The 12,985-nt window shown below is 71.6% G+C and carries 9 protein-coding genes and 1 riboswitch; all 9 genes read right to left on the reverse strand.

What is annotated here, in order from left to right:
• Positions 1-3: 3 nt before the first annotated feature.
• Positions 4-735 (reverse strand): precorrin-2 C(20)-methyltransferase, encoded by a 732-nt coding sequence (gene cobI / locus ACFYXB_RS29325; RefSeq protein ID WP_388496528.1) that lies wholly within the window; start codon positions 733-735, stop codon positions 4-6.
• Positions 732-2,171, reverse strand: coding sequence for a cobyrinate a,c-diamide synthase (locus ACFYXB_RS29330; protein WP_389587429.1), 1,440 nt, complete (start codon positions 2,169-2,171; stop codon positions 732-734). Before ACFYXB_RS29330 ends, cobI begins: the two co-directional genes overlap by 4 nt.
• Positions 2,171-2,770, reverse strand: a complete 600-nt coding sequence (gene cobO, locus ACFYXB_RS29335; RefSeq protein WP_389587431.1) for a cob(I)yrinic acid a,c-diamide adenosyltransferase — start codon at positions 2,768-2,770, stop codon at positions 2,171-2,173. The genes ACFYXB_RS29330 and cobO overlap by 1 nt, the downstream gene beginning before the upstream one ends.
• Positions 2,770-4,758 carry a putative cobaltochelatase gene (locus ACFYXB_RS29340; RefSeq protein WP_389587433.1) on the reverse strand — a complete coding sequence of 663 codons (1,989 nt, stop codon included), beginning with the start codon at positions 4,756-4,758 and terminating at the stop codon, positions 2,770-2,772. The genes cobO and ACFYXB_RS29340 overlap by 1 nt, the downstream gene beginning before the upstream one ends.
• Complete coding sequence (gene cobN / locus ACFYXB_RS29345; protein ID WP_389587435.1) at positions 4,755-8,408, reverse strand: cobaltochelatase subunit CobN; 3,654 nt, start codon at positions 8,406-8,408, stop codon at positions 4,755-4,757. Before cobN ends, ACFYXB_RS29340 begins: the two co-directional genes overlap by 4 nt.
• Positions 8,405-9,913, reverse strand: coding sequence for a cobyric acid synthase (locus tag ACFYXB_RS29350; protein ID WP_389587437.1), 1,509 nt, complete (start codon positions 9,911-9,913; stop codon positions 8,405-8,407). The genes cobN and ACFYXB_RS29350 overlap by 4 nt, the downstream gene beginning before the upstream one ends.
• On the reverse strand, positions 9,910-10,851 hold the full coding sequence (locus ACFYXB_RS29355; RefSeq protein WP_389587439.1) for a cobalamin biosynthesis protein: 942 nt from the start codon (positions 10,849-10,851) through the stop codon (positions 9,910-9,912). Before ACFYXB_RS29355 ends, ACFYXB_RS29350 begins: the two co-directional genes overlap by 4 nt.
• Before the next feature lie 99 nt (positions 10,852-10,950).
• Positions 10,951-11,093: riboswitch (cobalamin riboswitch) on the reverse strand.
• Between the two features lie 171 nt (positions 11,094-11,264).
• Positions 11,265-11,492 (reverse strand): hypothetical protein, encoded by a 228-nt coding sequence (locus ACFYXB_RS29360; protein ID WP_389587441.1) that lies wholly within the window; start codon positions 11,490-11,492, stop codon positions 11,265-11,267.
• Between the two features lie 34 nt (positions 11,493-11,526).
• The gene (locus tag ACFYXB_RS29365) at positions 11,527-12,777 is read right to left on the reverse strand and encodes an anion permease (protein WP_389587443.1); all 1,251 of its coding nucleotides are present in this window, start codon (positions 12,775-12,777) and stop codon (positions 11,527-11,529) included.
• Positions 12,778-12,985 lie beyond the last annotated feature (208 nt).

The raw sequence follows: 12,985 nt of genomic DNA on the forward strand, positions 1-12,985 counted from the left end.
CACTCACAGCTTGCCGCCCCGGCCGCCCTCGCGCGGCGCGGGCGCGATGAGGGTGGAGAGGTACGGCAGCGGAGCCCCGTCGAGCTCGGCCGCCGGCCGGATGGACTCACCGGCCAGCCCGAGCGCAGACCCCCACACCGCGTCCTCGATCCGCCCGGTCTCCCGCAGCGCCTCGGCGACCTCGCCGGCCTGGCGGCCGAATTTGTACGCCACGACCGTCCCGGGCCCGTTCAGCGCTTCCTTGAGCACGGCCGCCCCGGCGGTCACCGGCACCAGCGTGAGCGGCTCGGTCCCCTCGGTCAGCACGGCTCCCGAGCGCGCCGCCAGGTCCTGCATGGCGGTGATCCCGGGCACGGTCTCCACCATGACCCCCGGCACCAGCTCCGCGATGGTCTGGGCGAGATAGGTGAAGGTGGAGTACACGTTCGGGTCGCCGATGGTCGCGAACGCCACGGAGCGGTGCTGTTCGAGCAACTCGGCGACGCGCTCCCCGGCCGCGTCCCAGGCCGCCTCCCGGCGCGCCCGGTCCGTCCGCTCGTTGAGCGCGAACACGACCCGGACGACCTTCTCCCCGGGCACATAGTGCAGCACGGTCGCCTCGGCACGCCCGCGCTCACCCGTGTCCATCACGGGTACGACGACGACATCGGCGGCACGCAGGGCGTTGACCCCCTTGACGGTCACCAGCTCTGGGTCACCCGGCCCGACCCCGACTCCGATCAGCCTGCTGCTCATGACGTCCGGCACCTCTCCACGAACCGACGGGCCACACCGGGCTCGGACGCCCAGTGCGTGTGCAGATAACTCGCGTGCACGCCCTGTTGCACGAAACCTTCGACCCGCCGTACCGGAGCACGGACGCCCCAGGCGGGAGCCGCCCCCGAGCCGGGCTCGACGACCGTCCGGTGGAACTCGTGCCCCCGCATCCGGGTCCCCGCGACGGCGAGTGAACTGTCCCCGACGGCCACGGCGTCCCGGTACCCGAGAGTCAGCCGCTCATTCATCCGGGCAGTGGCATCCAGCACCCCGCACATCGGCCGACCGTCCAACTCCCGGCACAGATAGAGCAGTCCGGCACATTCGGCGGCGACGGGAGCACCGGTATCCGCGAGGGCGGCGACGGCTTTGCGGAGCGGTTCGTTGGCGGACAGCTCGGCGGCGTACACCTCGGGGAAACCGCCGCCGATGACCAAGCCGACTGTGTTGTCGGGGAGTTGCTCGTCACGGAGGGGATCGAAGACCACGACCTCCGCACCGGCGGCGACGAGCAGCTCGGAGTGTTCGGCATAGGAGAAGGTGAAGGCGGGACCACCGGCAACGGCGACCACCAGCCTGACCGGCGTTTGAGGACGAGGCCGTTCAGGCCGGAAGCGGGGGTCTGGGGGCGCAGCCCCCACGGTCGGGACGGTGAGGGGCGGAGGGGGCGAAGAAGCCAGGACCTCAGCCGCGTCCCAGGCCGCACCCGACAACGCTCCAGTGCCACGCGCCAACTGCAACAGCGCTTCGAGATCACACCCTTGCTCGACCTGCGCGGCCATCGCCGCAACGGCCTCCACGGCCTCGGTCCGCCGCTCGGCGACCGGCACCAACCCCAGATGCCGCGACGGCGTCTCCACCGGGGCGGCCCGCCGCAACACCCCCAACACCGGCACCCCGACGGAGTCCAACGCCTCCCGCAGCAACTCCTCATGCCGATCCGACGCGACCTTGTTCAGGATCACGCCCCCGACCCGCACCCCGGGATCCCAGGACACGAACCCGTGCACCAGTGCCGCCACCGACCGCGACTGCGACGACGCGTCGACGACGAGCACCACCGGCGCCCGGAGCACCTTTGCCACCTGCGCGGTGGATGCCAGTTCACCCTCCCCGGCGGCCCCGTCGTACAGCCCCATCACCCCCTCGACGACGGCGATGTCGCACCCGCGTGCCCCATGAAGGAACAGCGGCGCGATCAACTCCGGCCCGCACAGGTACGCGTCGAGGTTGCGCCCCACCCGCCCGGTCGCGAGGGCGTGGTACCCGGGATCGATGTAGTCCGGCCCGACCTTGTGCGGGGACACGGCGAGCCCCCGCCCCGCCAGCGCGGCCATCAGCCCGGTGGCGACGGTGGTCTTGCCGGTGCCGGAGGACGGCGCGGCGATGACCAGCCGGGGCACGGACGACGACATCACCACTCGATGCCCCTCTGGCCCTTCTGGCCCACGTCCATGGGGTGCTTGACCTTGGACATGTCGGTGACCAGGTCCGCGAGGTCGACGAGTTCGTCCGGCGCGTTCCGCCCGGTGATCACCACGTGCTGGGTGCCCGGCCGGTCGCGCAGCACGGCCACGACCTCGTCGGTGTCGACCCAGCCCCAGTGCATCGGGTACGCGAACTCGTCGAGCACGTACAGCTTGTACGTCTCGGCGGCCAGGTCACGCTTGACCTGCTCCCAGCCCTCCCGAGCCTTCTCCTCGTTGTCCAGCTGCGCGTCCCGCTGGACCCAGCTCCAGCCCTCGCCCATCTTGTGCCAGTCGACGGTGCCGCCCTCACCGGACGCCCCGAGCACCCGCAGCGCGTTCTCCTCGCCGACCTTCCACTTCGCCGACTTGACGAACTGGAACACCCCGATCGCCCACCCCTGGTTCCAGGCGCGCAGCGCGAGCCCGAACGCGGCGGTGGACTTGCCCTTCCCGATGCCCGTGTGCACGACGACGAGCGGCCGGTTGCGCCGCTGCCGCGTCGTCAGTCCGTCGTCGGGTACGGCATTCGGCTGCCCCTTCGGCATTACGCGGCCCTCCTGTTGCCCTGAACGTCCCTGACCAGACCGGCGATCGAGTCGGCCCGCAACTCGTCCAACGTCACCGCCGCACCACCCAGTTCACCCGCGAGTTGCCCGGCCAGCCCCAACCGCACCGGCCCCGACTCGCAGTCCACGACCACGGAGGCGACACCCTCCGCCGCGAACAGCCGAGCCGCCCGTCCGGCCAGCGCGACCGGTTCCGGGCCCCCGGTGGCCCTCCCGTCGGTCACCACGACCACCAGCGCGCGCCGCGCCGGGTCCCGGAGCCGCTCGATCCGCAGCACGTCGTGCGCCTTGAGTAGCCCGGCCGCGAGCGGCGTACGCCCGCCCGTCGGCAGCGACTCCAGACGGGCAGCCGCGGCGTCCACCGACGAGGTCGGCGGCAGCGCGACATCGGCGGCCGACCCCCGGAAGGTCACCAGCCCCACCTTGTCCCGCCGCTGGTAGGCGTCGAGCAGCAGGGACAGCACGGCCCCTTTCACGGCACTCATCCGCTGCCGCGCTGCCATCGACCCCGAGGCGTCGACGACGAACAGCACGAGGTTGCCCTCACGCCCCTCACGCGTCGCCTGCCGCAGATCGTCCCGGCGCACGACAAGGCCGGGCCCGGACCGCCCCCGTGCCCGCTGATGCGGCGCGGCCGCCCAAACGGTGGCCGCCAAGTGCAGCTTGGTCAGGGCCCCCTGGGGCCGACGCGCCCCGGTGGTCCGCCCGTGCTCGGTCCGCGCCCGTGAACGCCGCCCGGCGGCGCCCTCACCGATGCCGGGCACGCTCAGCACCTTGGTGCGGAAGGGCTCGGACGCCCGTACGGCGGACTGCTCACCGGCGCCGGAGGCCTGCGGCTCGCCACTTTCACCGGCCTCGGGCCGAGCGCCGGAGTCACCACCCTGCGGCCCGGCATCGGGGGCGGGCTGCCCGCCGCCACCAGGACCGTCCGGATCCGGATCCTCGTCACCCTGTCCTTCGCTGAACTCCTCCAGGGTCTCGTCCAGCTTGTCCTCGTCGAGTCCCGGCGCGTCGAACGGGTTGCGCCGGCGCCGGTGAGGAAGCGCGAGCAGCGCCGCCTGCCGTACGTCCTCGGCGAGCACATCGGTCCGACTGGCCCAGGCCGCCAGCGCGGTCGCCGTGCGCGCCATCACGATGTCGGCGCGCATGCCGTCCACCTCGAACGCGGCGCAGGTCGCCGCGATCTGCCTGAGCGCCGCGTCGCCCAGCCGCACCGACGGCAACAACTCCCGTGCCGCGAAGATCCGTTGCCGTACGGCGGTCTCCTCGTCGGCCCACCGCGTGGCGAAGCCGTCGGGATCGTCGTCGTACGCGAGCCGCCGCCGTACTACCTCCACGCGCTGGTCCGGTTCCCGCGAGGCCGCGACCTCCACGGTCAGCCCGAAACGATCGAGGAGTTGGGGCCGCAGCTCACCCTCTTCGGGGTTCATGGTGCCGACGAGCAGGAAGCGGGCGGCGTGCCGTACCGACACACCCTCGCGCTCGACGTACGAGGCGCCCATCGCGGCGGCGTCCAGGAGCAGGTCGACGAGGTGGTCGTGGAGGAGGTTCACCTCGTCGACGTACAGGATCCCGCGGTGCGCGTCGGCCAGCAGTCCGGGTTCGAAGGCCTTCACGCCCTCCGCGAGCGCCCGTTCGATGTCGAGGGCGCCGACCAGCCGGTCCTCGGAGGCACCGACGGGCAGTTCGACCATCCGCGCGGGACGGGACTCGAAGGCGCCCGGGGCGTGGGGCCCGTCCGGGCACGCCGGATCGGGCGCTCCGGGGTCGCAGGAGAACCGGCAGCCGGAGACGACGTCCACCTCCGGCAACAACGCCGAAAGGGCGCGCACGGCCGTCGACTTGGCGGTGCCCTTCTCGCCGCGCACCAGTACACCGCCGACTGCCGGGGACACGGCGTTCAGCAGCAGCGCGAGCCGCAGATCGTCCTGGCCGACGACGGCCGTGAACGGAAACGGGGTACTCACTTCTCGTCACCCTCCAAGTCGCCCTCCAGCTCCAGGTAAGTGGCCCGCAGCCGCTCCAGGGTGTCCGCGTCCGGCTCGGCCCACAGCCCGCGGTCGGCGGCTTCCATGAGCCGCTCCGTGATCCCGCGCAGGGCCCAGGGGTTGGACTTCTTCATGAAGTCCCGGTTCTCGGCGTCGAAGACGTACTCCGCGCTGAGCTTCTCGTACATCCAGTCGTCGACCACGCCCGCCGTCGCGTCGTAGCCGAAGAGGTAGTCCACGGTCGCCGCCATCTCGAAGGCGCCCTTGTACCCGTGCCGGCGCATCGCCGCCATCCAGCGTGGGTTGACCACGCGGGCGCGGAAGACCCGGTGCGTCTCCTCGCCCAGCGTGCGGGTCTTCACCTGGTCCGGTACGGCGGAGTCGCCGACGTACGCCTCGGGGGAGGCGCCGGTGAGATGCCGGACCATCGCCACCATGCCGCCGTGGTACTGGAAGTAGTCGTCGGCGTCGACGAGGTCGTGCTCGCGGGTGTCGACGTTCTTCGCCGCCACCGCGATCCGCTTGAACGCCGTCTCCATGTCCCCGCGCGCCGCCCGCCCGTCGAGCCCGCGTCCGTAGGCGTAGCCGCCCCACACCGCGTACACCTCGGCGAGGTCGGCGTCCGAGCGCCAGTTGCGGGCGTCGATCAGCGGCAGCAGACCGGCTCCGTACGCGCCCGGCTTCGACCCGAAGATACGTGCCGTCGCCCGCCGCCGATCCCCGTGCTCCGCGGTGTCGTCCTCCACATGCGCCCGCACGTGGTTGGCCTCCGCGGGCTCGTCCAGCTCGGCCACCGCTCGCACCGCGTCGTCGATCAGCCCGACCACGTGCGGGAACGCGTCCCGGAAGAAACCGGAGATGCGGACCGTGACGTCGATGCGCGGGCGGCCGAGTTCGGTGAGCGGCACGATCTCGAAACCGGTTACCCGGCGCGAGGCGTCGTCCCAGACCGGCCGGCAGCCCAGCAGCGCCAGGATCTCGGCGATGTCGTCGCCCTGGGTGCGCATGGCCGAGGTGCCCCACACCGTCAGACCGACGGACTTCGGATACGCGCCGGTGTCCTGCAGATACCGCTGTACGAGGGAGTCGGCGAGCGACTGGCCGACCTCCCAACTCAGTCGGGAGGGAATGGCCTTGGGGTCGACGGAGTAGAAGTTCCGGCCGGTCGGCAGCACGTTGACCAGACCGCGGGTGGGGGAGCCGGACGGGCCGGCGGGAACGTACCCGCCGTCAAGCGCCTTGAGGATGTGGCCGATCTCGTCCGTGGTGCGGGCGAGGCGGGGCACGACCTCATTGCAGGCGAACTCCAACACCGCGACAGCATCAGGGAGTTCGAAGCCGAGAACGTCACCGACGAGGGCCGGGACGGTGGTGACGTCCCAGCCGCGCCCCTCCATCCCCTCCGCGAACCGCCGGCACAGCTGCTCCAGCAGGTCGATCGCGTCGGCGGCCGTACGGGACGGGCCCTCGACCAGATCCGTCAGCTCGACCGGCACCTTCACGGGCGCGCCCGGCTCGGCCAGCAACTCCTTCTCGACCAGCCCGAAATAAGCCGCCAGAGAGGCCCTGAGCCCCGGCAGCGCGTTCGCCTGCCCGCCCCACACCTGCGAGGAGCGCAGCACGGCCAGGACCAGATTGACCCGCGGCTCGCCGACCGGCCCGCCGCCCAGGATGTGCAGACCGTCCCTGATCTGCACGTCCTTGATCTCGCAGAGATAGCCGTCGATGTGCATGACGAACTCGTCGAAGTCGCCGTCCTCCGGCTGCTCGGCCACCTGCAGGTCGTGGTGCAGCTCGGCCGCCTTCACCAGCGTCCAGATCTGCGCGCGGACGGCCGGTGCCTTCGCCGGGTCCAGGTCGGACACGAGCGCGTACTCGTCGAGCAGTTGCTCCAGCTTGGCCAGGTCGCCGTAGGTGTCGGCACGGGCCATCGGCGGCACCAGATGGTCGACGACCGTGGCGTGCCCGCGGCGCTTGGCTTGGGTGCCCTCGCCCGGGTCGTTGACGATGAACGGGTAGATCAGGGGGAGATCGCCGAGCACGGCGTCCGGCGCGCACCCGCGGCCGAGCCCGAGGCCCTTGCCCGGCAGCCACTCCATCGTGCCGTGCTTGCCCATGTGGACGACCGCGTCGGCGCCGAAACTGTTCTCCAGCCAGCGGTACGCCGCCAGGTAGTGGTGCGACGGCGGCATGTCGGGGTCGTGGTAGATCGCGATCGGGTTCTCGCCGAAGCCGCGCGGCGGCTGGATCATCACCACCACGTTCCCGAACCGGAGAGACGCGAGCACGATGTCGTCACCGTCCACGTACAGTCCGCCCGGCGGCTCGCCCCACGCCTCCAGCATCGCGGCCCGCAGCTCCGGGTCGAGCTTGTCGAACCACGCCCGGTAATCGGCCAGCGGCACGCGCGCGGGCGCGGCGGCCAGCTGCTCCTCCGTGAGCCACTCGACATCATGGCCACCGGCTGCGATGAGCCGGTGGATCAACTCGTCACCGCCCGCGGGGTATTCGGTCAGCGAGTAGTCGGCGTTCCGCAGCGCGTCCAGCACCCGTACGGCGGAAGCGGGGGTGTCGAGGCCCACCGCGTTGCCGACCCGCGAGTGCTTGGTCGGGTAGGCGGTGAAGACGAGCGCGACCTTTTTGTCGGCGTTCGCCTTGTGCCTCAACTCCGCGTGTCGTACAGCGATCCCGGCCACGCGTCCGGCCCGCTCGGGGTCGGCGACGTACACCGGTACGTCGTCCGGGCCCTGCTCCTTGAAGGAGAACGGCACGGTGATGAGACGCCCGTCGAACTCCGGGATCGCGACCTGCATCGCCGCATCCATGGGGGAGAGGGCGGCGTCGGAGGCGTCCCAGGCGGCTCGCGAGGAGGTGAGGCAAAGGCCCTGCAGCACAGGGACGTTGAGATCGGCGAGCGCCCCGATGTCCCAGGCCTCCTCGTCACCCCCGGCCGAGGCCTGCGAGGCATGCGTGCCGCCCGCCGCGAGCACCGTGGCCACGAGGGCGTCGGCGCCGGCCAGGGTCTCGTACAGCCCGGTGTCGGCACCGCGTAGCGAACCGCAGTACACGGGAAGGGCGTTGGCGCCGCGTGCCTCGATCGCGTCGCACAATGTGTCGACGAAGGCGGTGTTGCCGCTGAGTTCATGGGCGCGGTAGAAGAGCACGCCGACGGTCGGACGGTTGCTCAGGAACACCCGCTCGCCGTGGACGCCGTACTCGGGCATCCGCAACGGCTCGTCGAACCCCTCACCGGTCAGCAGCACCGTGTCGGACAGGAACCGGGCGAGTTCGGTGAGGTTGGCGGGCCCGCCCTCCACCAGATAGCGCAGCGCCTCCGCCACGACACCGGCCGGCACGGACGACTCGGCCATCAACTCGGCGTCGGGCACGGACTCCCCGCCCAGCAGGACGGTGGGTATCCCGGCGGCCTTGAGGGCGGCGAGCCCGTCCTCCCAGGCACGCTTGCCGCCGAGCAGTCGTACGACCGCGAGGTCGGCGCCCTCGACGAGGGACGGCAACTCCTCCACGACGTCGATCCGGGTCGGGTTGCCGATCAGATAGGGCGCGCCGGAGGCGCGGGCCGCCAGCAGATCGGTGTCGGCGGTCGACAACAACAACACTGTGCTCATGCGGGCGCTCCCGGTGGGATGAAGGGCAGTCCTTGCGGCGCGCCCGACTCGATGAGCCGCCGGAGCGCGTCGGTGTCCGCGTGCTGTTCGATCAGGTCGCCGAGCCGGTCCAGCTGCTCCTCGCGCAGCGCGGCGAAGGAGGTGTCGGGGGCGGGCACGAAGCGGCGGCCCGCGGCGGCGGCCACCTCGCGCAGGAAGGCCCGCCGGAAACCGTCCGACTCCAGGGAGCCGTGCCAGTGCGTGCCCCAGGTCCGCCCGACCCGGCAGCCGTCCAAGAAGGCCTCGCCGCCGGTCACTTCGGCGACCCCGTGATGGATCTCGTACCCCTCGACGCGCTCACCGAGTGCCTCACCGACGGGCCGGGCCAAGGTCTTCTCCCGCGCGAACCGCACCCGCACGGGCAGGATGCCGAGCCCGGCCACGTCCCCCCGGCGGCTTTCGACGTCGTCCTCGATGTGCTCGCCGAGCATCTGGAAGCCACCGCAGATGCCGAGCACGGGTCGGCCGTCGGCGGCCCTGCGCCGCAACGCCTCCGCCAGCCCCCGCTCCCGCAGCCACTCGAGGGCCCGCACCGTCCCGCGCGTCCCCGGAACGACGACGAGATCCGCGTCGGCCAGCTCCTCCGGCCGGTCCACGAACCGTACGACGACGCCCGGTTCGGCGGCCAGGGCGTCCACGTCCGTGAAGTTCGACATGAGGGGAACCGCGCAGACGGCGACGCGCAGCACATCCTCGCCTACCGGCGCGGCGACGGCCGACTCCCGTACGGCACCCCGCAGGGAGATCCGCAGCCCGTCCTCCTCGTCGATCCCGAGCCCGTGCCGGAACGGCAGGACGCCGTACGTCCGCCGCCCGGTCAGTCCGTGCAGCATGTCGAGCCCCGGCTCGAGGAGGCTGATGTCCCCCCGGAACTTGTTGACGAGGAACCCGGCGACCAGCTCCTGGTCCTCCGGCGACAGCAGTGCGACCGTCCCGAAGAAGGAGGCGAAGACACCCCCGCGGTCGATGTCGCCGACGACGAGCACGGGCAGCCGCGCGTTCCGGGCGATCCCCATGTTCACGATGTCGGTCCGCCGCAGATTGATCTCGGCGGGCGAACCGGCCCCCTCACAGATCACCGCGTCATACGTGCCCCGCAACTCCTCCAGAGACTCCAACACAGTGCCGAGGAGCGCCTGTTGCCGCCCGCCGTGATACCCGCGAGCGCTCAGCTCGCCCACCGGCTTTCCGAGCAGCACGACTTGACTGCTCTGCTCGCCGCCCGGCTTGAGCAGCACGGGATTCATCAGCGCGGTCGGCTCGACGCGGCACGCCTGTGCCTGCATGGCCTGCGCCCGCCCGATCTCCGCACCCTCACGCGTCACGAACGAGTTGAGGGACATGTTCTGCGCCTTGAACGGCGCCACCTTGACCCCCTGCCGCACAAGCCACCGACAGATCCCGGCGGTCACGACACTCTTCCCGGCATCGGAGGTGGTACCGGCGACGAGGAGACCACCGTTCATGGCGTACGTCCCTTCATGACGAGACCCGCGGCGACACTGACGCCGAGCGCGAGCAGACCGACGCGCTTCGAGAGCCGAACCGCCCGCTCGATGTCCCCGACTTCCACAGAACGCCCCTCCTCGTTCAGTACCGGCCGATGTTCAACCCGCCCTGCGTACGACAGCGTTCCGCCCAGCCGCACCCCCAGCGCCCCCGCGAACGACGCTTCCACGGGCCCCGCGTTGGGACTCGGGTGCTTCGCGGCATCGGCACGCCAGACGCGTACGGCCCCCAGAGGGTCACCCCCGGCGACCGCGGCCAGGACGGCAGTCAGTCGCGCCCCGGGCCACCCCGCCACGTCGTCCAGCCGCGCCGAAGCCCACCCGTACCGCCGGTACTTGGGCGACTTGTGCCCGACCATCGCGTCCAGGGTGTTGACGGCACGAAATCCGAGCAGCCCGGGCACACCGCCCACGGCTCCCCACACCAGTGCCCCCACGACGGCGTCGGAGGTGTTCTCGGCGACGGACTCGACGACGGCCCGCGCGATCCCGTCGGCATCCAGGGCCTGGGGATCCCGCCCGCACAGATGCGGAAGTCGCGCCCGCGCCGCGGCCACGGCCCCCGCCTCCAGGGCCCGCCCGACGGTCCGCGCCTCCCGGGCCAGTGAAGTCCCGCCCACGACGGCCCAGGTGGCAACCGCGGTCAGTGCGACGGAAGCGGCGGGGGAGGTGCGTACGGCCTTCTCGGCCACCGCCCCGAGCGCGACGGCACCCCCGACGCACACGGCGGTGTGCAGCGCGCCCCGTCCCCGGTGGTCCCGCCACAGCACCTGCTCGACGGCGCCGGCGACCCGGCCGAACGCGGCCACGGGATGCCCGCGGCGCGGATCGCCCAGGAGCAGGTCGCCGAGGAGGCCGACGGTGGCGCCGTACGCGAAGACGCGATCGGCACGCATCGGCTCAGCCGGCCGAGGGGTCGGGAAGCGACCTGGTGCCGTACCTCAATCCGCAGCCGCGCATGGCGATATGTCCTCACTCAGGGTGTCCACGCCCTGGTTCGACGAGACCGGCGGTGAGAGTTCCTGGCTCCCGGGGAGTTCTTCCCCGGTGACAGTGGCGGGACCGCGCCGGATTCGCACCGGCTTCCTCTCTTGCCGCCGTACATGGCTCAGGAAGTCCACCACGCCCTCGGAAGGGCCGTCAACTTGCTGTTGACCTGCGTGGGGAGAGTGTGCCGAGGCTCATATCGGCGCCGGCGCACGCCGGGTGACGGCATGCGAAAGGCTCCTGCCCGAACAGGTCGGGAAGGAGCCGTGCACGCCCGGCGGACGCCGCCGGGACCGAGTTCAGGTCTCGGCCGTGACCGGCGTCAGGCCTTGGCCATGATCAAGTAGATGCCGTACGCCACTGCCCCCGCGCACGCAGCGAAGCAGACGTACGCACCGGTCACCGCGAGCGCCGCGGGGTTGCCCTGGGCTGCGGCCCGTTCGCGGCGCGACAGACCCGCCACGCCGAGGGTGAAGAGAGCCACGAGGCCCACGGTGGCCACGAGGCTGACGCCGAAGACGGAGCCGATGGCCGACCAGTCGATCTTCATGGTGATGCTTCCTTCGATTACCGGGTGGGCGGGCTCAGACGGCGGCGGCCGGCGGGGCGGCCGGGTCGGCGGTGGCCGGGGCCGGGGCGGGCGAGGGGATCGTGGCCGTCAGTTCCTCGGTCACCGTGCCCGCCGGGGGCGGCGTCACTGCGACGATGGCCGTGGTCACCACACCGGCCGGCTCCTCGGCGTCGTTGACGTTGCTGTGGTCGACCACCTCGCGGCGGGAGAGCTTCCAGATCGCGGCGCTCGCGGCGACCAGGAAGACGGCGACGACGGCGGTGGCCCAGTCGCCCAGGTCCGTCACGCTTTCCGCGAGCGCGCCGACCAGCGCGGCGGCCGGCAGAGTCAGCGCCCAGGCGACGATCATGCGGGTCGCGGTGGACCAGCGGACCGCGCCGCCCTTGCGGCCGAGGCCGGCGCCCATCACGGAGCCCGAGACGACGTGCGTGGTGGAGAGCGAGAAGCCGAGGTGGGAGGAGGCCAGGATGGCCGTGGCCGCGCTGGTCTGGGCGGCGAAGCCCTGCTGCGGCTGAAGGTCGGTCAGACCCTTGCCCATCGTGCGGATGATGCGCCAGCCACCGATGTAGGTGCCGAGCGCGATCGCGAGACCGGCGGAGAGGATCACCCAGGTGGGAGGGTTCGAGCCGGGGGCGACGGCACCGCCGGCGATCAGCGCGAGGGTGATGATGCCCATCGTCTTCTGTGCGTCGTTCGTGCCGTGCGCGAGGGAGACCAGGCCGGCGGAGGCGATCTGGCCGGCGCGGTAGCCCTTGCGGGTGGCCTCGCCGTCGGCGTTCTTGCTGATGGCGTACGAGAACCGGGTCGCGAACATCGCCGCCAGGCCCGCGACGAGCGGGGCCGCGAGCGCCGGCAGAAGGACCTTGGTGACGAGCGCGTCGCCGTGGACGGCGCCGAGGCCGGCGGAGGCGATGGTGGCGCCGACCAGACCGCCCATCAGGGCGTGCGAGGAGCTGGAGGGCAGGCCCACCAGCCAGGTCACCAGGTTCCAGAGGATCGCGCCGACCAGTGCGGCGAAGATGACCTCGGGACGGATGCCGGTCTCGTCGACGAGACCTTTGGAGATCGTGTTGGCGACCTCCACGGAGAGGAAAGCTCCCACGAGGTTGAGTGCGGCGGACATGGCCACCGCGACCTTGGGTCTGAGCGCACCGGTCGAGATGGTCGTGGCCATCGCGTTGGCGGTGTCGTGGAAACCGTTCGTGAAATCAAACGCGAGTGCGGTTACCACCACAATCGCGAGGATCAGCGAGAAGCTTTCCATTTACCCAGGCAATCTTTTGAGGTCATCGGCCGGTTGACCGTAGGAAACCTGGATGAACGGAAGATGAACTCAAGCAGGCTTGGCGGTGTCGCAAATCGGGGATTGCTGCCCGCTCGGGCGCGGCGACCCGGACGCCCGTTGGCCGGTGGCCCTGGTTGAACGTCTTCAGCCGGCCCGGCGACCCGCTGAAGAGATTCTGGTCACCCGG

This window comes from Streptomyces sp. NPDC002619 (assembly GCF_042889305.1).
Lineage (GTDB): Bacteria > Actinomycetota > Actinomycetes > Streptomycetales > Streptomycetaceae > Streptomyces.